The sequence below is a fragment of the Leucobacter komagatae genome (assembly GCF_006716085.1).
In the GTDB taxonomy this organism is placed as follows: Bacteria; Actinomycetota; Actinomycetes; order Actinomycetales; family Microbacteriaceae; genus Leucobacter; species Leucobacter komagatae.
On the sequence record NZ_VFON01000002.1, the window covers coordinates 402003 to 425827 of the forward strand.

A 23825-nucleotide genomic window follows, 5' to 3' on the forward strand; every position below is an offset into this window, starting at 1 on the left:
TTCGGTGTGGGGCTTCGCTCAAGAAGCCCCACACCGGTTAGCCCGTGAGGCGGCCAGCCAGCTCGCGGACGCGCCCCTCGATGTCGGCGCACACGAGTCGCATCCGCTCGACACCTTCAATACCCCGAGCGCTCGGCTCGTCAGTGATCCACGTTTCAATGTCTACGCCGGGGACGCTCGGCACGTGCGCCTCACTGCCGAGCACCACGACGCGCCCCGCCTCGCGCATTGCCTGCTCGGTGAGCTGCGTTGGTATCGCTGCGGAGATGTCTATGTCCTGCTCAAGCATGACAGCTGCGGCGAGCGCGTTCACCGAACTGCCCGGAGATGTGCCAGCTGACGCCACACGCACCGCGCCATCGGCAATCACCCGCATGTAGCCTGCCGCAATCTGTGACTTCCCGCCGTTCTTAACGCACACAAAGAGCACACTCGGGACACCCGTCATCGCGAAACCCCGCTCTGCGTCACGCTGAACCGTGCCGGGGCGTCGGCGGCGGGAATGGAGGCCACAAGATCACCAAGCGCCGCTGGCACCAGCGAGAAATAGGCCCACACTCCGCGCTTCTCGCGGCGCAGGAGCCCAGCCTCGACGAGCACCTTCAGGTGGTGCGACACCGTGGGCTGCGTCAGACCAAGCGGCTCGGGAAGGTCACACACACAGACCTCGGATCGCGGGGCAGTAGCCACGATGTCGAGGATCTTGAGCCTGGTGGGGTCAGCGATTGCCTTAAGCCCAGCGGCTAGCCCCTCGAAATCTGTCGATGAGCGTCCAGAGTCGTTCGAGTTCTGAGCCGGGCAGCACTCCACGCTCTCAGCGGGATGAGGCGCGGGAGGCCGTTGGAGTTTTGTCATGGACACCCTCGTTCCCGTCATCGGCCAGCAGAGATTGACAGCCGTCTATGTCTCAGAGCATACTCGAACGCGACAGACATTGACAATCATCTATATCTTGACGAGGCCGCATGACACACTCACCTCTCCCCGCAGCGCTTTCCAAGCCCCATCTCGCACCTATCAACCGCTTCCTTCCGGTGTGGATACTCGCTGCGGTGGCGCTGGGCATTGCCATTGGGCGCGTCGCCCCGGGCGTCGGGGAAGCGCTCGAGTCCCTACAGGTTGCCGGAGTGTCAGTTCCGATCGCGCTCGGACTGCTCGTCATGATGTACCCGGTTCTCGCAAAGGTGCGCTATACCGAAACGAAAAGTGTTGTGGCAGACAGGAAGCTCCTCGCCTGGTCGCTGCTGTTGAACTGGGTCATTGCGCCCGCGTTCATGTTTGCGCTTGCGTGGCTATTCCTCGCCGATCACCCGGAGTACCGCACGGGTCTCATCATCGTCGGACTCGCGCGTTGCATCGCCATGGTGCTCATTTGGAATGAGCTCGCTTGCGGCGACAGCGAAGCCGCAGCGGTACTCGTGGCGATCAATTCAGTCTTTCAGCTCGTTGCGTTTGGCGCGCTGGGGTGGTTTTACCTGCAGGTGCTACCCGGCTGGCTCGGACTTCCCACGGCGCACATTGATTTTTCGTTCACCGCCATCGCGCTCTCGGTATTGGTCTTCCTGGGGATACCGCTCGCCGCGGGCTTCGCGACGCGCTACTTCTCGGAACGCGCGCGGGGAAGAGAGTGGTACGAGCAGACATTCATCCCCAGGCTCGCACCCTGGGCCCTTTACGGGCTGCTGTTCACGATTGTTGCGCTCTTCGCCCTCCAGGGTGACCGCATCATCTCGCACCCGTTCGAGGTCGCTCGGATCGCGCTGCCCCTGCTGATCTACTTCACTGTGATGTTCTGCGTCAGCATGGCCGTCGGCCGCCTCGCGGGCCTGGGGTATCAACGAACAACAGCCCTCGCGTTCACCGCAGCGGGCAACAACTTCGAGCTCGCGATCGCCGTCGCAATCGGCACCTTTGGGGCTGCGAGCGGGCAAGCCCTCGCGGGCATCGTAGGGCCACTCATCGAGGTGCCCATCCTCCTCACCCTCGTCTATGTGGCGCTCTGGTCACGCAGTTTCTTCTTCTCTTCCCCCTCACATCCGGCTACCGCATCGCTCCAGAAAGGTGTCACTCTATGAACCCCACTCTCCCCATCGCCATCATCGGCGCCGGCCCCGTCGGGCTCGCGGCTGCGGCGCACCTGACCGAGCGGAAGCAGCCGTTCATTGTGCTTGAGTCGGGCAGCACCGTCGCCTCAGCAATCGAGTCCTGGCAGCACGTGAAGCTGTTCTCGACCTGGCAGTACAACCTCGATCGTGCCGCGCAGCGATTGCTGGAGTCACAAGACGAGGCTGGCGACGTCCAGTGGGAGCGTCCGCGCGCAACTCAGCTGCCGACCGGTCGCGAACTCATCGACGCCTACCTCGCCCCTCTCGCTGCCCACCCGGCGATCGCGCCCCACCTCAGGGTTCGCCACCGAGTGACAGCGATCACCAGAGCGTCGATCACCGGAGGCTCCTTCGATAAGACGCGAACAACTAATCGCGAGGCGCAGCCGTTCTTGGTCCGGCTTACCGCCCCAAATGGAGAGGGCGAGTTGCTTGCCCGGGCAGTGATTGACGCAACAGGCACCTGGCATTCACCAAACCCAGCTGGCAGGTCAGGCATCCCTGCAATCGGTGAGGCCGCCGCACGCGAGCAGGCCACGGTGACCGCACCGCTCCCAGACCCCCTCGGGGCCGAGCGGGCGCGGTTTGCCGGCAAGCGCATCCTGATCCTCGGGTCGGGGCACTCAGCGGCGACCACGCTCATCGCCCTCGGGCGGCTTCGCCAGCACGAACCGTCAACAGAGATTCTGTGGGGAATTCGAGGCGTAGCAGACGCCAACCGCCTCTATGGGGGCGGCGCTGCCGACGAACTCCCCGCACGCGGTCAGCTCGGGGTCAGCCTTCGCCGCCTCGTCGATTCAGGCGCCGCGACCCTCCTCGAGGGCGTCGCAGTGACTACCCTCACCGTCGAAGCCAGCAACGCCCCACACCCGCTCACCGTTGGCCTTGCAGACGGACGCACCCTGCACGTCGATCTACTCGTACCCGCAACAGGCTTCCGCCCCAACCACAGCATCACGTCGGAGCTTCGCCTCGCACTTGACGACCCGACCGAGGCCCCCATTGCCCTTGGGTCACTCATCGCCCCGGAGTTTCACAGCTGCGGCACGGTCCCCGCGCACGGTGCCGAGGCGCTTACACACCCCGAGCGAAACTTCTACGTGGTCGGAGCGAAAAGCTACGGCCGCGCCCCGACCTTCCTGCTCGCAACGGGCTACGAACAGGTGCGGTCGATCGCCGCGGAACTGAGCGGGGACGGTGAGGCGGCGCGTGCCGTTCACCTCTCGCTCCCCCAGACCGGCGTCTGTAGCGCGTGATAGCCCGGTGGAGCGCTATTCGCGCTCGTCGGTGTTGTTCAGGCTGACCCACTCGGCCCAGGTCGACGACTGCCCCCGGGCCTCCTCACCGCTCCTCGCGTAGGCGCGGAGCCCAGCGAGCACATAGTCGAGCTGGCGCAAGTGCATGAGGTTGGCCTTCTCGCGGGGCACCGTGAGCGTCGGGCGCAGGTGGGTGACGGTGAGCATGAGGTCCCCTGGGCCATAGTCGCCCGGCACGAGGCCAAGGGGTACGTCGTGAGCAATGATCGCCGCGAGCGCGCGCTCAAGCCTGTCGGAGAGCTCGTCGATCTCGTCATTACTGCCGACCTGCCGACCGAGCAGCGGCATGAGCGGGCCTTTGGCCTCAGCGATGTGGCGCCGGAGGAACAGTTCGACGGCGGACACGCGCTGCGTCGCCCCGCTCGCTTCCCTCAGGCAGTCTTCGGCAAGCTCGCAAATGAGGTCGAGCGCGTACACGCGGATGGCGTTCACGAGCTCGGTCTTGCTCGGGTAGCGCCGATAGATGCTGGCGACCCCGGTCTTCGCGCGCGCGGCGACCTCCGACATCGGTGCGCTCCAGCCCCACTCACTGAATACCTCCCGGGCAGCACGGAGGATCGCGCCGTCGTTGCTCTGCGCTTCTCGGGCGCGACCGCGCAGGGGCCCAGCTTCGGGTTGTTGTGACGTCACCCTTCCAAAGCTACCCGTGTTTGCCTTACACTTCTATCGGAACGGATCATTCCGATCCGATAGTTCAGGGCATCGCTGCCCGAAACGAAAGTCGAGCAGCCGTGCCTCACACCGCCCCAACGCCCATCACCACCCAGCCAGAGACCCCCGCCTCAGCGCGCCGGTCTCGGGGCCTCGTCTTCGCGCTCGCGATCGGGGTGCTGAGCTTCTCGATGATGCAGACGCTCCTCGTCCCCGCGCTCCCAACATTTATGGTCGAGTTCGGTATCGACGCCTCGCTCGCCGGATGGATCCTCACGAGCTACCTCCTGTGCGGTGCGGTTGCCGCCCCGATCCTCGGCTCGCTCGGTGACCGGTATGGGCACAGGCGGATCCTGCTCGCGACGCTCGCCACCTTCGTGGCCGGCGGCGTGCTCGCAGCGCTCGCCCCGACGCTCCCCGCGCTGCTCGTTGGGCGCGTGCTTCAGGGAGCGAGCACCGCGACGTTCCCGCTCGCCCTCGCGATCGTGAGGCGCCACACCGAGGGCCAGTCGCAGCGCAGCGCAACCGGCTGGCTGAGCGGCACGATGGGCCTCGGGGCCGGCGCCGCGCTCGTGGTCGGCGGAGTCATCGTCGAGTCACTCTCGTGGCACTGGCTGTTCGTGACGGGCGCCGCGATGGGCATACTCTCGATCGCGCTCGCGGTCGCCTTCGTGCCGGCCTCGCAGCGCGGCCAGGCGGCCCGCACCGACTGGCCGGGCACGGTTCTCCTCACCGTGGGCCTCCTCGCCCTGCTGCTCGCTATCTCACAGGGCGGCAGCTGGGGCTGGGGCTCCGGGGCGGTGCTCGGGCTTATCGCGCTCGCGCTCGTCGCGCTCACCGCGCTCGTGCTTGTCGAGCGTCGCACCGAAGCGCCCCTCATCGACGTGCGCACCCTCGCCAGGCCAGCGCTCGCGATCACGAACGGCCTCACCCTGTTCCTCGGGTTCATCCCGTACCTGTTCTACGTGGGGCTCCCCGTACTACTGCAGGCCGACCCGGCCGCGGGCTTCGGTCAGGGCTTCACCGTCACTCAGACGGGCATCGCGCTCCTCCCCGGCGCCATCCTCGTGTTCCTCGGCGGCCGCTTCGCGCCCTGGCTCATCGGCCGAACCAGTTCGAAGGTCACTGCGCTCATCGCGCTCGGCGTGATGGGCATCGGCAGCCTTGGCGTCGCGCTCGCCCCGCAGAGCCTCACCGTCATCGTCGTGTTCTTCTCTCTGGTTGGCCTTGGCAACGGCATCGGCTTTGCCGTGGTGTCAGACCTCGTCGCGAGCATTGCGCCGCGCACCGAGATCGCGGCCGCGCTGGGAGTGAACGGCGTGCTGCGCACGGTCGGTTCCGCGCTCGGCGCCCCGATCTCGACGACCGTACTCACGAGCGTCGCGGTTGCCACGAGCGGGGCCAGCACGCTCGGCTCGTTCACGGCGCTGTTCGTGATCGGCGCGGTGGTGAGCGGGGCCGGCGCGCTCTTCTCGCTCGCGCTGCCCGCGCAGCGCTGAGGTAGGCGGGACGCGACCGCTTCTCAGTGAGGGCCGCCCCGGGGACCCGCTACGCCCGCCGACCCCCAAGCGGCAGCACGAGCGGCGTCCCCGAGACGGGGTCTGTGATCACCCGGCACGGCAGGTCGTAAACCTGCTCGACGATGCTCTCGGTGATGATCTCACGCGGCTCCCCCTGCGCCACGATTTCCCCGTCACGCATCGCGACGAGGTGGGTCGCGTATCGGGCGGCGTGGTTCAGGTCGTGGAGCACCGCGACGAGCGTCGTGCCGCCGCGGTGCAACTCGGCGAAGAGTTCCATGAGGTCGATCTGGTGGGCGATGTCGAGGAACGTCGTCGGCTCGTCGAGCAGCAGGTGCCCCGTTTGCTGCGCGAGGGCCATGGCGACCCAGACGCGCTGGCGCTGCCCGCCCGAGAGCTCGTCGACCAGGCGCTTGGACAGCCCGGTCACGTTCGTCGCGGCCATCGCGCCCGACACTGCGGCCTCGTCTGCGCTGCTCCAGGTTCGCATGGCGTTCTGGTGCGGGAACCGGCCGCGGGCTACGAGGTCGGCGACGGTGATCCCGTCGGGAGCGAGCGAGGACTGAGGTAGCAGGCCGAGCCGCTTCGCGACCTCCTTCGACTTCTGCCTATGAATCTCGGAGCCGTCGAGTAGCACGCTGCCGCTCGACGGGCGCAGGAGTCGCGCCAGCCCGCGCAGCAAGGTCGACTTGCCGCAGGCGTTTGGCCCGATGATAATCGTGAACGAGTCGTCGGGAACCTCGAGGGTGAGGCCCTGGATGACTGGGTCGTCGCTGTAGCCGAGCGAAACGTCGCGCGCGCAGAGTGAGGCGGGCATGGTGCGGGGTCCTTTCACGCGCGGCGCGCGTACTGGGTGGCAAGGAGCCAGGCGAGGTAGACCCCGCCAATAGATACGGTGACGACGCCGACCGGCACGAACAAGAGCTGCGCGGCCGCGTCTGACACGACAACGAGCGCCGCTCCAGTGAGCATGAGGGGCGCCATGCCCATTGGGGTGTTTGTGCGCGTGAGCCGCTGGCTGATCTGCGGCGCTGCGAGCGCGATGAACGAGATCGGGCCGGCCGCCGCGGTCACGAGCGCGACGAGCGCAACGCCGAGCACCATCGCGAGGAAGCGGGTGCGACCGGGGTGCACGCCGAGCGCGGTCGCCGCGTCGTCGCCCATCTCGAGCACCGGTAGGGTGCGGTTCAGGGGAAGCGCGGCGACGGCCACGACGGCGAACACCAACGCAGCGGGAATCAGCTGGTCGAACCCGAGCGAGGCAATCGATCCGGCGCCCCAGGTCGCCGCCATCATCGCCTTTTCGACGCTCACGGAGATGAGGATCCACGACGTGAGCGACCCGAGGCCAGCTGAGACGCCGATGCCCACAATGATGAGGCGGAACGACGAGACGGTGCGCTTCATGGCGAGCACGTAGACGATGAGCGCGGTCACGAGGCCGCCGACGAGCGCGCCCGCCGCTTTGAACATGTAGGTGTTCAGCCCGAGCACCACCATCACGAGCGTGACCCCAAACTGCGCGCCGACGCCGAACCCGATAATGTCGGGTGAGCCGAGCGGGTTGCGCGTGAGTGACTGGAAAATGCCGCCCGAGAGCGCGAGGGCCGCGCCGCAGAGCACCGCGAACAGCACACGCGGGAACCGCCACTCGAAGACGACCTGCCTGCTATCGGGGTCGACGTTCGGGTCGACGAGAGCGCGCACCACGTCGGCGAAACTCACGTCGTACGAGCCAATGCTCATCGAGGCGACGCCGAAGACGAGCACAACGATGGCAAGCGCGCCGCTCACGATGAGAGATCGGTGCGGGATAGCCCAGGCGAGCCGGGGCGTCTCGACGCGCAACTCGCGGCGGCCAAAGTCGACACCGTGGGTTGCGCGGGTTGCGTCGCTCACAGTCCGCTCACCTGCCTACGGCGCACGAGCGCGATGAGCACGGGCGCGCCGAGCAGGCCGGTGACGATGCCAACCCGCAGCTCGCCGTTCGGCAGCGCGATGCGACCAAGGATGTCAGCGAGCAGGAGGAAAGCGGCGCCGACGATCAGCGAATACGCGAGCACCCAGCGCTGGTCGGGGCCAGTAAACCAACGCACGGCGTGCGGGATCATGATGCCAACGAACCCGATCGGGCCGGCCGCCGCGACGGCCGTACCGGCGAGCAGCGTGACCGCGATGATGACGGTCACGCGAGTGAAACGAATTCTTGCCCCGAGGGCTTGCGCGAGGTCGTCGCCGAGCGCGAGCGCGTTGAGCGAGCGGGCGCTGAGCATGCCGAGCAGCAGCCCGAGACCAATGAGCGGCGCGGCCCACGCGAGGTCTGCGAGGTCACGGCCGGCGACGGAGCCGACGCCCCAGAACCGCATAACCTGCAGCGTGCTGTTGTTCTGCAGCACGATCGCGGTCGTAAACCCGGTGAAGGCTGCGCCGAGCGCGACGCCAGCGAGGGTGAGCTTCATCGGGGTCGCACCCGACGGGCCAAAGGAGCCGAGGGCGTAGACGAGCACGGTGAGCGCGAAGGCACCGCCAAGCGCGAACGGCACGTAGGCGCCGGGCGCCGTGAGGCCGAGCACCCCGACCGCGAACGTCACGGCGAACGATGCGCCGGCATTGACGCCGAGGATACCGGGGTCGGCGAGCGGGTTGCGCGTGAACGCCTGGATGAGCCCGCCACACACGGCGAGTGCAGCACCGATCAGGATCCCGTAGACCGTGCGGGGCACGCGGAGCTCGCGCACCATGAGGTGCAGCGGGTCTTCCTCGTCGTACGAGAACAGCGCGGCGATAACCGTCTGCGGGTCGATCGCGCGGCTCCCCACCGCGAGGGAGGCGATCACCGTGGCGACGAGCACCCCGCACACCACCAGCAACCCGGCTCCAAGCACCCATCCCCGCCTGCGCGGTTTCGACTCGGACGTCGCGGAGAGCGGGGCCGCCGCGCGGCCCCGCTCTTCAGCAGTCAGTGTCATTCGTTCGAGTTTGTCGGCTTGCCCTGCAGCGCGGCCGAGAGGTCTTCAACGTACTTCGGCAGGATGTACTGCAGCGACAGCACGGTCGGGGAGCTGATCGCGGCGGCCTCAGCCTGGTTGTTGTAGATGACATAGGCGCCGTTCGCGATTGGGTTCCATTTCGAGACGATCTTGTTCTCGACGGTCGCGGTCGCCTCGGCCTTGCTCGCGCCCCAGGCGGCGAACACGTCGGCCTCGACGTCGTAGAGCTTCTCGAGGCTCACGCCCGTGTACCAGTTGTCGCCCTCTGCGCTCTGGTGGAAGCTGTCCATTGCGCTCGTCGAGGTGAAGCCGAGCGACTCAGTGATGCGCACGCGCGGGTCGTAGTCGAGGTAGACCCCCAGGTCGGTGCTGCCCTCAGGCATGGTGAGGCCCCAGACGAACGTCTTGCCAGAGAATTCGGGGTGTGCTTCCGCGAGGGATGACACGAGCTCTTCGGTCTCGGTCACGAGCTCCTCTGCGCGCTCCTCCTCCCACATCGCCTTGCCGACGGTGCGGGTCATCTCCTCCCACGTGCTCGGGTCCCACGGGCCATTGATGTACGGAACCGTCGGCGCGATCTCGCTCAGCCGCTCGTACTCGACGTCGGTGATGCCCGTGTAGAGGCCGAGGATCAGGTCGGGCTTCAGCGCCTTGATGCCCTCGAAGTTCGGGCCTTCTTTCGCGTACGGGATGATCTCGGGAGTCTCGCCGTACTGCTCGGTCACGTACTCGTTGAACCAGGGCAGGTACCCGCTCTCGTCGGCACCCCAGACCTCTTCGATGCCAACGGGGTTCTCGCCGAGCGCCGCGACAATGTCAGGGGTCATCCAGCCGAGCGCGACGATCCGCTTCGGCTTCTCGGGAATGACGGTGGTGCCGTGCGCGTGTTCGATCGTCACGCCGGTAGCGGCGCCGGGATCCTGCTCGGTGTCGGCGGCCGGTGCGGTACAGCCGGTGAGGGCGATCGCGGCGGCCGCGATGAGGGCCGCGACCCCCGAGAGGCGTCGGGTGCGTGAGCGCGCGGAAGCGTGCAGCATTGTTCTCCTAGCGAAAAGATGGCGGGTCGCGGCCGAGGTGCGGCGGCGAAAGTTAGGCAAGCCTTACCTAACAAATCGATGCTAGAAGCCCAGGGGCGTTCTGTGTGTTCCGTTGCGGACGACTTCTTGCGAAAAACCGCCAAAGGTCAGATTTACCGCCAGTACGCGCGATGCGCGCCCTCCGACTTGGCCCGCGCGACGTACTGCGTCGGCGTCACCCCGAAGCGCTCTTTGAACGCCGCGGAGAACGCGCTCGTCGAGTGGTAGCCGCACTTGCTGCCGACCGCGCCGACCGGCGTGCCCGCGACGAGCAGCCTGGCGGCCATCGTCATCCGCACCCCGGTCCGCCACTGCCCAAAACTCATGCCGATGTCACTCACGAACACCCGCAGCACGGTGCGCTCGTGGAGCCCGTGCTGCGCGAACAGGTCACGGGCCGTGCGAACGTCGCCGGGCGCGGCGAGCACAGCCTCGACAAGGGGCCTCACCCGCTCGTCGCCGGGCAGCGGAATCTCGCCAGCCTGCGTCGGCTCGTCGGCAACGGGTTCCTGGAGCATATCGAGCAGCACGCCCTGGATGCGCACTCGCAGCTCGGGGTCCATGTCGTTCACCCCGAGGTGCAGCAGCATCTCCTGCACTGCCCGCTGCACGCGCACGCGCCGCACTTCGAGCACCGGCTCCTCGAACGCCGAGTCTGGCACGTTGGTGTAGCACCCGACCGAGTCCCGCTCGTGCCTGGCGGTGTGCGGAGTATTCGCCGGCAGCCAGATGCCCTCCCCCGGCGCGAGCCGCCAAATCGAGTCCTCGAGATACACCCAGACCGTGCCGCGGTAGCACCAGGCGAGCATCGGCTCAGGGTGCGAGTGCGGGGGCGCGACGGGGCGCTCGGCCCTACCGTCGCCCGTCAGCACGCCCGTCGCCATGAGAAAGGGCGCGCTGAGCGACGAGGGGCGAGACACGCTCGCACCCCAGTCAATGGGCCCAATTCGATTCATCAGATGATTAGCGTACCAGCAGTTGACGTTGGCCCATTCAGCCACAAGGAAGCCCAGCCTCACAACTCAATTGGCCGGTCACTCGCAATGCTCCGCTCAGGTGACTACCTTTGCTCTTCGTCCCCGCCTGGGATGCGCAGTCCCCTACCGAATAGGATGAGCCCATGCTCAACGACGACCTTGACCTCCAGCTGTCGAGCTTGCTTTCTCGTGCTGCGAACGAGCGCGCTCCCCTCCACAGCCACTGGATCCACATCGAGGCACTACTCGCAGAGGCTTTATCCGCAACCCCTGGGGGGAAACCCCGTTCAGCCTCCGGAGGCTCGCCGGATCTTATCCAAACCAGAGCAGGTTCGCCCCCACTATTTATTGAGATTCAGATACTTGCTGGCCCCCGCTCACTTAACAATCTCAACAACCGTTCTCAGTCCCTTCTCGCACATGCAATACAGATGAGGCGGTCGACCCGAGCGGAGGTCACACTCGCAGCGGTCCTCCTCCTGGCGCCCGGCAACGAGCAGGTGATGGACGAATCCGCCCGCGAGCGGGCAACCACCCGGGCGATGCACACACTGCTTCGGAACGAGAAGGACAACGTCGGGTACGACGCTATCCTTCTCGGAGAACTCCAGGAAGACCAACTCATCTGGGAGTTTTACAAAGCAGGCCAGCCAGAAGCTTCCTCCCCAGATCACCGCCCAACTTCGACAACGCAAGCATTTCAGCTACTGGCAACCTTCGAGTCAGAAAAACCATTTCTGCCACCAACTGCCGATCCAATTAGCGAGCAACAGCAAAGGTTCCTGTTGGTCGCTGACGAGTGGAGGTCTGGCCGAGGCGGAATATCTACCGTAAACCGCGAACTTGCGGCGGCACTGGCGAGCATCGGAAAGGAGGTCACAGTTCTTCTTCCGGACGCCTCTGACGAAGACATCCGTTCAGCATCAGCCGCAAACGTCTCGCTTGCTACTGCAGCTCGGCCCCCAGGAATCAGCGACCGCGAGGCACTCATGCTGAGACCGATCTTTGCAGAAGAAAGCTGGGCTCCGGACGTGATTGTTGGGCACGGGCGAATACTCGGTCCATACGCAGCTACCCAACAACAACAGTTCTTCCCCAGCGCTCGACGTGTCCATATTGTCCACACAGACGCAGAACAGCTCGAATTCGCGAAGGAGACCATCGGCGGATCCTCACGGATGACTAGCGCAGACGAACGCAGACAGCTTGAACGCGAACTGTCGATGAGTGCAGACCTCGTTGCCGGCATAGGGCCGCTCCTCAGCGAGACCATCAGCGATGATCTCCTTGGGAACTCGTTGGCACCAAGAGTATTCACTTTAGTTCCGGGTATGAACACAACGCTGGATTTATCAGAGCGGCCTGAACCAGTCAAGAACAAAGTGCTCTTCATCGGCAGAGCTGATGACATGAAGTCCAAAGGTATTGACATTGTCGCAGAGGCACTCTTGCAAATCGTGGACCAGTGGCCGGCTTCAAAGAACCACATACCTTCGCTCATTATTCGAGGGGTTCCGTCCGACGCAGCAAACGTCGTGAAGCGCAAGCTAGATGAGATTTTTGAGTCTCGGGTCACCTATCACCTTCGCCCCTACGCCGACGACCAGGACCAACTACTAGCTGATCTGAGCCAGGCAAGGGTTCTACTCATGCCATCCCGGCACGAGGGTTTTGGACTGGCTGGTTTGGAAGCAATTGCCAAGGGCATCCCAGTGCTATTGAGCGCAGAATCTGGCCTCGCTCAACTCATCACCGACTGTCAGATCAATACAGTGCCCTCTTCAATCGTCTCAACACGAAACACCCCCTCACGCTTAGCGGTAGATGCCTGGGCAGAGGCGATCAGGCAGGTCCTTGACAACCCGAAAGAAGCCAGAGCAAGAGTAATCGAACTGCGCTCTTCTCTCGCGAAAATTGCCGATTGGCCCCAAGCAGCTGCGTCGCTACTTACCGCACTCGACCAAAAATAGAAGAACGGCGTTTCAGTAGGGGTCATCAGCGAGAAGTGGCGAGAAAACGCTGCGACATGTCGGCAATCGCGGCAGGCTCGACCGGTCGGCCCTCGACGAGCGTGCGGAACAGCGTGGGGCCAACGAGCTCCGCAACAAGCGTCTCGCGCGCCGCGCCGGCAAAGCCAACAAGGCCCCCGCGATCCTGCACCTGCGCGATCAACACCCGCGCGGCATCCCCGAGCACATCCGTGCCCCGGAGCAGCTCGGCGACCTTCGCGTCGTGCTGCGCTTCCCCGAGAAGCGCGCGGTACGCGAGGCCCGCGTCAGACTCCGTGAGAAACCCCGAGAGCGCGGCGAGGAACGCGACGACGTCACCCTCGGCGCTCTCACTTGGCGGCACGGTCAGCTCTCGCACCGCATCGGCGGCGCTCGCCTCGAGCAAAATTTCGGCCTTCGACGACCACCAGCGATAGACGGTCTGGCGCCCCACCTTCGCCCGCTCGGCAATGCCCTTCATCGTCATTGCCGCGTAGCCCTCTTCGACGAGCATGTCGTCGACGGCACGGAGCACCGCGAGCCTCGCATCCTCGCTCCGCGGGCGACCCAGTGGCCGTGTGCGCTCTTCCATGCCACCACCTTACACTTTCGAGACTTGCTGACCCGAAAGGGTTGTGCGTATCATTACGATACACATTGACTCGAAAAGAAATTCAGCTATGCATACTCCATCACCATCCACCGAGCGAACCACCCGCAGGGCCACCGCCACACGCGACGTCGTCGTGACGTCACGCGAGCATGTCAGCGAGCACATGATCAGGCTCACCCTCGCCGGCCACGACCTCCTCGCCGTCGTTCACGAAACTCCGGGGTCGTGGGTGAAGCTCTTCATCAACGAACCCGACGGCTTCGGCGAGCACGGCCGCGCCTACACCGTGCGCGGCTTCGACCCGGTCGCCGACGAGATCATCATCGACGTCTTCTTGCACGGCGCCGGCACAGTCCCCGAGTGGGCCGAGCGCTGCGCGATCGGCTCGCGGGCCCGGGTCGGCGGCCCACGCCCGAGCGGCTGGCCGAGCCGGGGCGCCGAATCCCTGCTCCTCTTCGGCGACGAAACATCACTTCCCGCGATCGCCGCGATGCTCGAGCGCGAACACTCACACCGAAGCGTGTCGGCCTTTATCGAGCTCGGCGACGACCGCGACCGCCAGGACTTTGAGCTGCCACGAACCTCCGCCGCAGTCACGACCTGGCTCACGCGTGGGCGCGGCGAGAAGCCAGGTTCCCAACTGCTCGCCGCGGCCAATGACGCCAGGTTTACCCCGGAGAGCGGCGTGTGGTTTGCCGGCGAAGCCGCCTCCGCCCACTGGTTCCGCCATAGGCTCCGCGACCGGGGCGTCGCGGAGCTCCACGTGAAGGGCTACTGGCGCAGTGGGGTCGGCGATTACCGCGAATAAGCAGCCACTCCCGAGGTGGCGACAGTAACCGCGGCCGCCACCTCGGCAACCGTCGTGAACGCCATGCCAGCGAAGCGCTCGTCACCCCGAATCTCGCCCGCTCGGCGCATTTCGCCGGAGTCATTCACGAGCTCAGCGAGCACCCCAGCGGGCACCATCCCAGCGAGCCGCAGCAGATCGATTGTCGCCTCGGTGTGCCCACCCCGCCCAAGCGTGCCGAGCGGATGCGCCCGGAGCGGCAGGATGTGACCCGGGCGAATGAGGTCGCCCGGCCGCGACGCCTCGTCGGCGAGCACGTTCGCTGTGCGCGCCCTGTCGGTCGCGGAGATGCCCGTGCTTTCAATACCCCAAGCGTCGACCGTCACAGTGTAGGCAGTCCCCCGCGGGTCCTCATTGCGCGCCACCATCGGGGGCAGCTCGAGCGCGTCGGCACGCTCCGCGGTGATCGGTGCGCACAGCAACCCCGAGGTGTGCCGCACCATCCACCCGATCGTCGCGGGCGTCGCGAGGTCGGCCGACACAATCGCGTCTACCTCGTTTTCGCGCGACGCATCGTCGGCAACGAGCACCACATGGCCCGCCCGCAACTGCTCAAGCACCTCGGGCATCGGGGTGAGTTCAAGCGCTTCCATCATTTTCTCCAACCTTTAACGAGACACTGTGTCTTGAATCATGTTACCATTTCGAGACACCATGGACTCTTATGAAAGAAACCTGTATGACAACATCAGCCATTGAGCCCGCGCCCACCCGCCCAGCGAAGGCGGTCGCCGCGACTGCCTTCGCCTTCAGCGTCACCATGATGGGCACCACGCTCCCCACCCCGCTCTACTCGATCTATTCCGACGAGCTTGCGTTCTCAGCGCTCACCGTCACCGTACTGTTCGCCGTCTATGCGCTCGGCGTCGTCGGCGCACTGTCGCTGTTTGGCAGGCTCTCCGACGACCTCGGCAGACGCCCCGTGCTTATGCTCGCGGTGGGCTTTGCGCTGCTGAGCGCAGTGCTGTTCCTCCTCCCGCCCTCACTTCCGCAGCTTGTCGTCGCACGGGTCATCTCGGGCCTCGGCGCCGGGTTTATGAGCGGCGCGGGCACTGCTGCGATGATGGACCTGTTCCCCGCGCACCGCCGCGCTGTCGCAGGAACGGTCGCCGTCGCAGCGAACACCGGTGGCCTCGCCCTCGGCACGCTCATCGCAGGCCTCATTGCCGAATCGGCTTCGAAGCCACTCTTCACCCCGTTCGCCGTGCACCTGGCACTGTGCGCGCTCGCGCTCGTGGGCTTGCTGGTCTGGACCCCGGCGCCAGAGCACGCCGGCAGGTTTGTCATTCGCCCGCACAGACTTCGCGTGCCCGCGGAGCTACGTCGCGCCTTTACGCGCGCAGTCCTCGCGGCCGGGTCGGGGTTCGCAGCGACGGGCGTGCTCACGGCAGTCTCCGCGATGTTCCTCGCGCGCGAGCTACACCTCGAGAGCCACGCGCTCGCGGGCTTCGTCGTGTTCTTGGCGTTCGCGGGGATGGCCGCGGGGCAGCTCGTCGCGCGGCGAATGCGCCCGCGCATCGCGCTGCCCCTCGGCTGCGTCGGCATGATCGTTGGCGTCGTGTTTCTCGCGTGGGCGCTCGCATTCGTCGTCCTCCCTCCGCTCCTCATCGCGGCGGCGACGGTCGGGGTCTCTGCCGGGCTCTGCATGAACGCCGGCATCGCCACGACCGTCGAGCAGGCGCTGCCCGAACGACGCGGCGAGGTCTCCTCGTCGTTCTTCGCCGGCCTCTACCTCATGCTCGCGCTGCCCGCGATCGGTGTCGGTCTCCTCGCGACAGTCATCGGGCTGCGCGGCGCGGGCCTCGTGTTCACGGCGGCCGTTGCACTCCTCGCCGCGGTCGTGGCGATCGCCAGCCTCGCGACGAGCCGACTGGAGTAAGGGCTGGGGCAGCCCGCTACGCCCCGGCGCCACTCCGAGCCCGAAGCGGCGGGACCCGTTGCCCGGCAAGCGATGACGAGATCAGCGCGTCGAGCCGCTTCACCCGGGTCTCTTCTCGCTTTGCGCTCATCACCCACCACACGGCGTCTCGCCGATAGGAGGGTGCGAACGCTTGGAATGCCTGCCACGCCGCTGCGTTCGCCGCGAACTGTCGTTCATACTCCGGGTCAAGCGTCGCCCTCCGCGTTTCGGCGGAGTAGCCGTGGGTGTCGGCGCGGCCGTGGAACAGCTTTAGCCCCTCCGGCCGCATCTTCCCCGCACTGATCAACGCCTCGACCTTCCGAACGTTCACCGCGCTCCACACGCTCCCTTGCTTCCTGGGGGTGAACCGAACCTTGTAGTTGTCGCCATCAACGCCCTTTCTGAGCCCGTCAATCCACCCGAAGCACAGCGCAACGTCCACGGCCTCAGGCCAGGTCTGGCTCACACGCCCTGAACCTTTCTTGTGGAAGAGCAGCCAAGCCTCCGAAGCGTGGGCATGGTTGGCGTCAAGCCACGCGCTGAACGCCTCAGCGTCTGCAAAGAACAGCGTGTCGTCCATCCAGGTCTCCTAGCCCGCCGGGTGTCGATCCAGCCAGTCAAGGATCGCATGCGTCGTCTCGCGGTGGCGCTCCTGCTGCACCCAGTGTCCGCTATCCAGGTTGAGTTCTTCGACGAGCTGCAGGATGCGGTGATCCGCGGCGTGCAGGTGCAGCTGAGCTACGTCGACGGCGCCGGTAAGCGGTCAGCACGGGTTGCGCACCCGCTCGGCCTCGTCGCGAAGGGCCCCGCTGGTACCTCGTCGCCCAGACCGAAGCGGACGAGCGCACGTTTCGGCTCGACCGGGTCACGGGGGTGACAGCAATCGACGCCTCCGTTCATCGCGCCGAGACGTTTGACCTCGCAACGACGTGGCGAGGCCTCGCGGATGAGGCTGAGCGACGGTCGCATCCCGGTGTCCTTCCACGCACCGAGCGAGTACGGCATTGCGGGGCACCTCGCCGGTCTCGTCGAGTGGCTCGAAGTCACGAGCCCGCAGTCGGTGCGTGACCATCTCGCGAAGATCGGCGCTGCGCTCAGCCAGCGATACGCCCCGGCCTAGGGCTACTTCTTCGCCGCAATCGCGGCATCGAAGGCGTCAGTAATGTCGGTGAGGTACTGCGGCTGGAACGGCTCGCCTTCGAGGAAGAAGGTCGGGGTTCCGCTCACCCCGAGCTTCTGGCCCGCGTCGAAGTCGAACTCGATCCGCTGCTGCGTCGCCGGGTCCTTCAGCGCGGCGTCGTAGGCTGCCATGTCGAGCCCGAGCTGCTCAGCGTAGCCGCGGAAGCGCGGGGCCTCAGAGTCGCGCTTCTCGCCCCACTCCCCGAGCGTCTCGAACATCAGCTTGTACATCTCTTCGAACTTGCCCTGCTGCGCGGCGGCCTCGACGGCGAGCGCAGCGGTCATCGAGTTCTGGTGCCCGGGGAGCGGGAAGTAGCGAATGACAAAGTTCATCTCGCCCGAGTATTCCTCACGCAGCTCTTCCATGACCGGGTAAATCTCACCGCACGCTTCGCACTCGAAGTCGAGGAACTCGACGAGGGTCGGCGCGTCGGGCCCAGCGTCGGAGAGCACGTGGGAGTTCTCTGCGACGACGGGAAGCGTGGCAGCCGGGCTACCCGAGTCTCCTGGCCGCGCGGCATCACCGCCACCGCCGGGGGCCGCCGCCGGCTTCCCCAGCGAGAGCACGATGATGAGAATGATCACGCCAACGACCACTGTCGGGATGGTGATGAGTGCCGCCTTCGCGGAGGTGCTCATGCGTTTGCGCTGCGCAGGCTCGGTCGTGTTCGTCATGCGTGATCCTTTCGGTTGGCGCCGGCGACCGTGTGTTCGGCCGCCCGGGCGAGGTATGCGTTGTATTCATCGAGGGCTTCGTCCTCCGCGCGCTGCCGGTGGCGCGCCCCGCGCATGTCGCTGCGCCGCCATTTCGACAGGGTCACGATGAGCACGATGATGAGCGGCAGCTGGCCGTACGTCCAGACGAGGCTGCCGCTGAGCGACTGGTCGAGCGCGCGGCTCACCGCCCACCCCTCGGGCTCCTCCGAGTACCAGCTCAGCAGCCCGCTCGCGCTTCTCAGCAGTACGAGGCCGAAGAGCGCGTGCACCTGCAATTCGAGAAACGCGCCCGCGAGCCGCACCCCGAACGACGGTTTCCGGGGCAGCGGGTCGAGCGCCCAGAGCGGCGCACCGCCGATCACGCCGAACACGAGCAGCAGCGCGAGCAGCGTCTGGTGCCCGCCGGGAACCGCCATGATCCAGCTGATCGCGTCGGTGAAGAACAGGCCGGGGAGAGCGATGACCGCGACGAGGATCGCGACGATCGGATGAAGCAGGATCCGGGCCGCGCGGGAGCGCTGCGCCGCGATCGCGGCTCGCAGTATCGGGATCCCGAGCCCGCGGTGCGGGGTCGCGCGCAGCAGCAGTTTTCCGGGCGACCCCATGAGCAAGAGCGGGGGCGCCGCGACGAGCATCGTGATCACCTGAAAGATGAGCGCGGTGATGAGGTCGCCTGCGTAGGCGTTGACGGCGAGCCCCGTCGCGGCAAACCAGGCGAGGCTGCCGAGCACGAACGAAATCGTGCCGAGTACGCTCCACCGCCGGCCCCTCACCCAGAGGGAGGCGGCACCGGCGAGATAGGCGACGAGGCAGCCGAGCGCGAGCCAGCCGAGCGGCGGAATGCGCGACGCGTCGACGGTAAACAAGTCTGTGAGCTCGAGCGTGCGCGCGGCAGCGTATTGGGTGAGGTTCACGTGGCGAGACGCCTTTCTCAGTGAGTGCGGAGAGCCGCGGTCGGAGAGGGGCGACGCGTTGGCGGAAGCCGGGTGCCGGGTCTACCGCCGTGATGGCTCGGGATCGCGGGGGCGCGCGTCACGCCCCCGCTCGTCGAGCGGGTGACTCAGGTTCGGCTGACGGAGAGCAGCAGAGTGAGCGGGAAGGCGCCCCCGCGCGGCGCATCGGGCCTCGGGGTGAGCCAGCGCGGCAGGCTGCGCCGCAGCGGCGCCCAGCCCAGCGTGCCGCGGACCGCGAGAAGCGCGATCGACGCGACGAGCACGAGCACGCACACCGCGCCGAACCCGAGCGCCTGGTCACCGCTACTCCCCGGCTCGCCGCGAAACGCGATGACGGTCTCCGTCACCGTCGCGGCGACAGCGGCCGATGCAGCGACGCTCGGCTCGGCATGCTGCTGGGCGGCGGAATTCACGGCGACGGGCGGAGCCGCGTCGGCTCCGTGGACGTGCGGGCCGAGAATGGACAGCGCGAGAAACGCGACGAATGCGAAGAGGAACAGCAGGCCGCGCGCCGACACCGGCGCAACGCTCGCCTCACCAGTTCGCATCGCTCACTCACCGCCTCACAGTCACGTTCACGCTAGCAGCGCCTCAATGAGTGCGGGCTGAGACGCCCCCAACGCACGGGGCCGCTAGCGCGGCCCAGCCTGCCGCAACCAGTCGAGGTTGACCCTGACGGCAATGTCTTCTGGCGCGATCTCCTCCCCAGCGGGCGTTCGCGCCGCGACCGTGACCGGCTCACCGGTCTCGCCGTCGACGAGCGCGAGCGGCCCGCCGGCTGCCTGCAGATGCTTGTTGCCCCACTGCATGAGGGCGAACACCGCGGGGAAGAGGTCGCGCCCCATCTGAGTGAGCAGGTACTCGTTCCGCGTGCGCTGCCCCGGTTCACGGTACGGGCGCTTCTCAAGCACTCCGACCTCGACGAGCTGCTTGAGGCGTGCCGCGGCAACCGCGTCGGTCACGCCGGCTCGCGCCGCGAAGTCGTCGAACCTGGTGGTGCCGTAGAACGCCTCGCGCAAGAGCACCATGGCGGTGCGGGAGCCAACCGCCTCCATCGCCTTTCCGATCGAGCACTCCTCTGTGCTCCACGAGGATCGATCGGCGAGCGGGCCTGAGAGCTTCACGGACATGCACCAATTCTACCGCCTGGCTTGTGGAAACAATAGTCAGCATCGTACCCTCTAGCTATGGACACACATAGCCAGCTCACCGCCGCTCCCCCGCGCGCAGCCATCGACGACTTCCTCACCGCCCCACCGTTCGAGACGCGCGAGGCCCCGCGCGAGCTGTGGGGTTTCGGGGGCCTGCACGGCGGTCTTGCCGTCGGGGCGATGGTCGCCGCGATGCGGGAGACGGGCGCCGAAGGCTCCCTCCGCAGCGTCTCGGGCAGGCTCCACCGCGCGGTTCGTGAGCCCTTCGCGATCGACGTCACCGCCGACGCCGAGACCCGCAGCACCGCCTCCCTGAGCGCAAAGCTGCGCCCGGTGGCGACTGAGGGCCCGGAGGGCCCGGGATCCTCATCCCCCACCGCTCCCCTCGCGAGCGCCACAGCCCTCTTCGGCAGCGACGCCCCCACCGCTTCCCCGGTGCTGCGGCCCGCCGCCCCTGCCGTGCCACCCTGGCACGAAGGCGGCCTCTTCAACCCGCCGCCGTCGTTTGTGCCCGTCGCCGAGTTCTACGAACTGCGCGTCACCGGAACGAACCGGCCGTTCGCGGGCGGCACCGACCCGGGCCTCACCGCGTGGGTGCGCCTGACCGCGGACGACCTGCCACCCGACGACCTTCGCCTGCTCTTCCTGGTCGACGCGCTCGCGCCGTCGTACGCGGCGATTCTGCCTGCGCCGCAGCCGATCCCGACGGTCGAGCTCTCCGTCCACTTCGCGGGAGGGCGGGCGGTCTCGCCGTGGGTGCTGATCGAGGCCCGAACCCCGATCGCGACAGCCGGCGGCTGGATCACGGAAACCATCAACGTGTGGGGCGAAGACCTCACCCACCTCGCGGAGGCCCGCCAGCTCAGGCTAGTGCGCCCGGCACAAGCATCGTAGGCTCAACCCAGATAGGCACATGAGAGGACAGCACATGAGAGACGCAGTCATTGTTGAAGCAGTACGCACCCCGGTGGGTAAGGGGCGCCCGGGCGGCGCGCTCGCCGACGTCCACCCCGTTGACCTCCTCGCGCACTCGCTCAGGGAGCTCATCGAACGTACGGGCGTCGACCCCGCCCTCATCGACGATGTGATCGGCGGCGTGGTCAGCCAGGTCGGCGAGCAGGGCGGCAACATCACCCGCCGGGCGACGCTCGCCGCGGGCTTCCCCGACTCGGTTCCCGCCACCTCGATCGACAGGCAGTGCGGCAGCAGCCAACAGGCCGTGCACTTCGCAGCCCAGGGAGTCATCTCGGGTGCGTACGACATCGCGATCGCCGCGGGCGTCGAATCAATGAGCCGGGTGCCGATGGGCGCCTCCGTCGCGGGTGCGGCCGATATTGATGGCGTCGCCCTCGCCGAGCGATACCCCGAAGGCCTCATCGACCAGGGCTACTCAGCCGAGCTCATCGCCGCGCGCTGGGGCATCACCCGCGAGCAGATGGATGGCTTCGCGATCAGCTCGCACGACAAGGCCGACGCGGCCACGCGCGCGGGCGCCTTCGACGCCGAGCTCGCGCCGCTCGCGGGCCTCACCCACGACGAGGGCATCCGAACCGGCAGCACCCTCGAGAAGCTCGCAACGCTGCAGCCGGCGTTTTACAACGAGCGGATGGCCGAGCGCTTCCCACAGATCGGCTGGAACGTCACCGCGGCGTCGGCGAGCCAGATCAGCGACGGCAGCGCCGCGATCATGGTGATGACGAGCGACATGGCGGCGAAGCTCGGGCTCACGCCGCTCGCCCGCGTGCACAGCTTCGCCGTGGCCGGCGCCGACCCGCTGTACATGCTCACCGCGGTGATGCCGGCGACCGAGAAGGTGCTCGCGCGCGCGGGCCTCTCGATCTCCGACATCGACAACTTCGAGGTGAGCGAGGCCTTCGCGCCCGTCGTGCTCGCGTGGGCGAAGGAGACCGGCGCCGACCTGTCACGCGTGAATGTGCGCGGCGGCGCGATCGCGCTCGGCCACCCGCTCGGCGCAAGCGGCGCACGCCTCATGACCACGCTCGTGCACACGCTCAAGGACACGGGCGGGCGCTACGGGCTGCAGACCATGTGCGAGGGCGGCGGTATGGCGAACGCCACGATCCTCGAACGTCTGTAGCGCGCTCACCGTCGCCCGTCGGCCCCCGCCGCCCACGCCCGCCACAGGCGAGCATACGCTCCCCCTGACTCGCGAAGCGCGGCGGGGGCTCCGTCTTCGACAATGCGGCCGCCGTCGAGTACGAGCACCCGGTCGCACCGCTCCGCCTGCGAAAGCCGGTGAGCGACGATGAGCACTGTCCGCCCTACGCAGGCGGCACGCACGAGGTCATCCAGCTCTCCGGCCCGCACAGCGTCAACGGCGGCGGTCGCCTCATCAAATACCAAGACGGGCGCCCCCGCGAGCAATGCCCGCCCAAGCGCCAGGCGCTGAGCGAGACCATCAGCGATGCCCTCATCAGGCACGACGTTGGTGTCGCCGCAGCCGACTCGCTCAGCAACGGCCCGAAGCTCCTCGTCAGGTGCCGACGCACGCGCAAGCCGGAGGTTGGCCCCCACAGTCTGAGCAAAGACGTACGGCTGCTGATCCACGATCGCAACAGCCCCGGCCGCCGCGTCTCCGCGGAGGGTCAATGGGTCGAACCCGTGGACTCGCACGCTGCCTGACGCGGGGGCCAGCTGCCCGGCGAGCACGCGTGCGAGGGTCGTCTTCCCCGCCCCTGAAGCTCCGACGACGGCAACAACCTGCCCGGGCTTGATCGCGACTGAAACGTCTCGCAGCGCTGTCACGTCACCCAGTTGAACCGACACGGAGGCGAGCTCTACAGCGCATTCGGCTGTTGTCGCGGGCGATGGCCTGAAGGCGTGCCCGTCTGCTCGGCGAGGGAGGGAACCGGTCGCGGGCGCAGACCGCGCCCCCGCGTCGACGAGGCCAACAATCCGGCGCAGGGCGGCGCCCGCCGCAAGGAGGTCGTCGGCGATGAGCAACAAACCGCTCATAGGGGCAAACAGGGCAAGCATCACGAGCATCGCCGTTGTGGCCTCGCCGAGAGTCACGACCCCGGAGCGGGTCAGCGCGAACCCGAGGAACAGCAGCCCGACGGTCCCCAGCATCTCGGCAAGGCCAAGCCGCAGAAAAAACCTGCTCTGCACGACGCGGATAGACAGTGCGGCACGCACCACTGCCCACGACCGGCGAGTAAACATCGCCGCGGCTTGCTGCTCCGATCCGTAGGCGCGAATCGCCTCACGCGCGTGTAAAGCTTCAAACAACCCCGAAGACCGTCGCGCGACAACCGCGCGCTCGACATCGTAAAGCCGCGGCGCGCGCCGCAGATACCTTCTGACGGCGAACCAGTACACGGGGGCGGTCAGGCCGACTACGAGCACAAATGCCGGATGGATGGCGACAAGACCAGCGAGTGACGCCGCGACCGCGGCAGCCGAGCTCGCGAGTTGAGGGATCGGCCCGGCCACGGCCTCCCGGAGCGCTTCGATGTCGTCGCTACCGCGAGACGCGAGCTCGCCCGCAGAAATGCCATCGGCCGTTTCCGCGGAGAGGTCGAGTGCGGCCACAAGCGCGCACTGCCGAACGCGTGTGAGCACGGATTCGAGCAGAAATGTGAGCAGAATGGCAGCCGTGGTTGCGAGCGCGGCTGCAATGATTAAGCCACCCATCGCGATCGCACCAAATGTCAACACTGCCGAGCCGTCCCCCTCCCCTGCGGCATCGACAATGCCACCAAGCGCAAACGGCAGGGCAAGGGCCGAGATTTCCGCGAGCGAAAACAGGAGGAGGGCAAGGACCAGGCGACGGCTACCGGGGCGCAGGAGAGTAAGCAACCACCGGCGCGCACGCCCCGAGG

25 protein-coding genes and 1 pseudogene are annotated in these 23825 nt (G+C 67.0%); 10 read left to right on the forward strand and 16 right to left on the reverse strand.

Annotation, left to right across the window (positions count from 1 at the left end; all coding sequences use genetic code 11):
• Positions 1-37: 37 nt before the first annotated feature.
• Positions 38-448 carry an arsenate-mycothiol transferase ArsC gene (locus tag FB468_RS16735; protein ID WP_141888926.1) on the reverse strand — a complete coding sequence of 137 codons (411 nt, stop codon included), beginning with the start codon at positions 446-448 and terminating at the stop codon, positions 38-40.
• On the reverse strand, positions 445-855 hold the full coding sequence (locus FB468_RS16740; RefSeq protein WP_141888927.1) for an ArsR/SmtB family transcription factor: 411 nt from the start codon (positions 853-855) through the stop codon (positions 445-447). Before FB468_RS16740 ends, FB468_RS16735 begins: the two co-directional genes overlap by 4 nt.
• A 110-nt stretch (positions 856-965) precedes the next feature.
• Between FB468_RS16740 and arsB the strand changes: the two genes are divergently transcribed.
• On the forward strand, positions 966-2075 hold the full coding sequence (gene arsB / locus FB468_RS16745) for an ACR3 family arsenite efflux transporter (protein WP_141888928.1): 1110 nt from the start codon (positions 966-968) through the stop codon (positions 2073-2075).
• Positions 2072-3361, forward strand: coding sequence for an NAD(P)-binding protein (locus tag FB468_RS16750; RefSeq protein ID WP_141888929.1), 1290 nt, complete (start codon positions 2072-2074; stop codon positions 3359-3361). Before arsB ends, FB468_RS16750 begins: the two co-directional genes overlap by 4 nt.
• A gap of 15 nt (positions 3362-3376) precedes the next feature.
• Here FB468_RS16750 and FB468_RS16755 read toward each other — a convergent pair whose 3' ends face one another.
• Entirely contained in the window at positions 3377-4051 is a 675-nt protein-coding gene (locus FB468_RS16755) for a TetR/AcrR family transcriptional regulator (RefSeq protein WP_211359206.1), read from the reverse strand.
• Between the two features lie 101 nt (positions 4052-4152).
• On the opposite strand from FB468_RS16755, the gene FB468_RS16760 reads away from it, so the two are divergent.
• Positions 4153-5571 carry an MFS transporter gene (locus FB468_RS16760; protein WP_211359207.1) on the forward strand — a complete coding sequence of 473 codons (1419 nt, stop codon included), beginning with the start codon at positions 4153-4155 and terminating at the stop codon, positions 5569-5571.
• Positions 5572-5620: 49 nt separating this feature from the next.
• On the opposite strand, the gene FB468_RS16765 is transcribed toward FB468_RS16760, so the two are convergent.
• The 5 genes from FB468_RS16765 to FB468_RS16785 all read right to left on the reverse strand — a co-directional run bounded on the left by FB468_RS16765 (position 5621) and on the right by FB468_RS16785 (position 10614).
• Positions 5621-6409, reverse strand: a complete 789-nt coding sequence (locus tag FB468_RS16765) for an ABC transporter ATP-binding protein (protein WP_141888930.1) — start codon at positions 6407-6409, stop codon at positions 5621-5623.
• A 14-nt stretch (positions 6410-6423) separates the two neighbouring features.
• The gene (locus tag FB468_RS16770; protein ID WP_141888931.1) at positions 6424-7491 is read right to left on the reverse strand and encodes a FecCD family ABC transporter permease; all 1068 of its coding nucleotides are present in this window, start codon (positions 7489-7491) and stop codon (positions 6424-6426) included.
• The gene (locus FB468_RS16775) at positions 7488-8561 is read right to left on the reverse strand and encodes a FecCD family ABC transporter permease (protein ID WP_141888932.1); all 1074 of its coding nucleotides are present in this window, start codon (positions 8559-8561) and stop codon (positions 7488-7490) included. Before FB468_RS16775 ends, FB468_RS16770 begins: the two co-directional genes overlap by 4 nt.
• Positions 8558-9619 (reverse strand): ABC transporter substrate-binding protein, encoded by a 1062-nt coding sequence (locus FB468_RS16780; protein WP_141888933.1) that lies wholly within the window; start codon positions 9617-9619, stop codon positions 8558-8560. The genes FB468_RS16775 and FB468_RS16780 overlap by 4 nt, the downstream gene beginning before the upstream one ends.
• 152 nt (positions 9620-9771) lie before the next feature.
• Positions 9772-10614, reverse strand: coding sequence for an AraC family transcriptional regulator (locus tag FB468_RS16785; protein WP_141888934.1), 843 nt, complete (start codon positions 10612-10614; stop codon positions 9772-9774).
• 164 nt (positions 10615-10778) lie between these two features.
• On the opposite strand from FB468_RS16785, the gene FB468_RS16790 reads away from it, so the two are divergent.
• Positions 10779-12605, forward strand: a complete 1827-nt coding sequence (locus FB468_RS16790; protein ID WP_141888935.1) for a glycosyltransferase family 4 protein — start codon at positions 10779-10781, stop codon at positions 12603-12605.
• 25 nt (positions 12606-12630) lie between these two features.
• Here the strand turns inward: FB468_RS16790 and FB468_RS16795 are convergent, their stop codons facing one another.
• Complete coding sequence (locus FB468_RS16795; protein ID WP_141888936.1) at positions 12631-13215, reverse strand: TetR/AcrR family transcriptional regulator; 585 nt, start codon at positions 13213-13215, stop codon at positions 12631-12633.
• 88 nt (positions 13216-13303) lie between these two features.
• Between FB468_RS16795 and FB468_RS16800 the strand changes: the two genes are divergently transcribed.
• A complete protein-coding gene (locus FB468_RS16800; protein WP_141888937.1) occupies positions 13304-14044 on the forward strand; it encodes a siderophore-interacting protein in 741 nt (246 codons plus the stop codon).
• Here the strand turns inward: FB468_RS16800 and ribB are convergent.
• A complete protein-coding gene (gene ribB / locus FB468_RS16805; RefSeq protein WP_342777265.1) occupies positions 14032-14679 on the reverse strand; it encodes a 3,4-dihydroxy-2-butanone-4-phosphate synthase in 648 nt (215 codons plus the stop codon). The genes FB468_RS16800 and ribB overlap by 13 nt on opposite strands.
• A gap of 83 nt (positions 14680-14762) precedes the next feature.
• Between ribB and FB468_RS16810 the strand changes: the two genes are divergently transcribed.
• A complete protein-coding gene (locus FB468_RS16810; RefSeq protein ID WP_141888938.1) occupies positions 14763-15962 on the forward strand; it encodes an MFS transporter in 1200 nt (399 codons plus the stop codon).
• A gap of 16 nt (positions 15963-15978) precedes the next feature.
• Here FB468_RS16810 and FB468_RS16815 read toward each other — a convergent pair whose 3' ends face one another.
• The gene (locus FB468_RS16815) at positions 15979-16563 is read right to left on the reverse strand and encodes a YdeI/OmpD-associated family protein (RefSeq protein WP_141888939.1); all 585 of its coding nucleotides are present in this window, start codon (positions 16561-16563) and stop codon (positions 15979-15981) included.
• A gap of 48 nt (positions 16564-16611) precedes the next feature.
• Here FB468_RS16815 and FB468_RS17200 point away from each other — a divergent pair.
• Positions 16612-16802 (forward strand): annotated as a pseudogene (locus FB468_RS17200) (WYL domain-containing protein); the annotation flags it as partial.
• Between the two features lie 127 nt (positions 16803-16929).
• Positions 16930-17103 (forward strand): WYL domain-containing protein, encoded by a 174-nt coding sequence (locus FB468_RS17720; RefSeq protein WP_246056027.1) that lies wholly within the window; start codon positions 16930-16932, stop codon positions 17101-17103.
• Positions 17104-17105: 2 nt separating this feature from the next.
• Here FB468_RS17720 and FB468_RS16830 read toward each other — a convergent pair whose 3' ends face one another.
• The 4 genes from FB468_RS16830 to FB468_RS16845 form a co-directional block, all read right to left on the reverse strand.
• Complete coding sequence (locus tag FB468_RS16830; RefSeq protein WP_246056029.1) at positions 17106-17837, reverse strand: DsbA family protein; 732 nt, start codon at positions 17835-17837, stop codon at positions 17106-17108.
• Complete coding sequence (locus FB468_RS16835; protein ID WP_141888940.1) at positions 17834-18793, reverse strand: cytochrome c oxidase assembly protein; 960 nt, start codon at positions 18791-18793, stop codon at positions 17834-17836. The genes FB468_RS16830 and FB468_RS16835 overlap by 4 nt, the downstream gene beginning before the upstream one ends.
• 146 nt (positions 18794-18939) lie before the next feature.
• Positions 18940-19380, reverse strand: a complete 441-nt coding sequence (locus tag FB468_RS16840; RefSeq protein ID WP_141888941.1) for a hypothetical protein — start codon at positions 19378-19380, stop codon at positions 18940-18942.
• An 84-nt stretch (positions 19381-19464) separates the two neighbouring features.
• On the reverse strand, positions 19465-19962 hold the full coding sequence (locus FB468_RS16845) for a winged helix-turn-helix transcriptional regulator (protein ID WP_141888942.1): 498 nt from the start codon (positions 19960-19962) through the stop codon (positions 19465-19467).
• 57 nt (positions 19963-20019) lie between these two features.
• On the opposite strand from FB468_RS16845, the gene FB468_RS16850 reads away from it, so the two are divergent.
• Together FB468_RS16850 and FB468_RS16855 are read left to right on the forward strand one after the other, a co-directional pair.
• The gene (locus FB468_RS16850) at positions 20020-20877 is read left to right on the forward strand and encodes a thioesterase family protein (RefSeq protein WP_141888943.1); all 858 of its coding nucleotides are present in this window, start codon (positions 20020-20022) and stop codon (positions 20875-20877) included.
• A gap of 34 nt (positions 20878-20911) precedes the next feature.
• On the forward strand, positions 20912-22081 hold the full coding sequence (locus FB468_RS16855) for an acetyl-CoA C-acyltransferase (RefSeq protein WP_141888944.1): 1170 nt from the start codon (positions 20912-20914) through the stop codon (positions 22079-22081).
• A gap of 5 nt (positions 22082-22086) precedes the next feature.
• Here the strand turns inward: FB468_RS16855 and FB468_RS16860 are convergent, their stop codons facing one another.
• Entirely contained in the window at positions 22087-23802 is a 1716-nt protein-coding gene (locus FB468_RS16860) for an ABC transporter ATP-binding protein (RefSeq protein ID WP_170219804.1), read from the reverse strand.
• Positions 23803-23825: the final 23 nt, after the last annotated feature.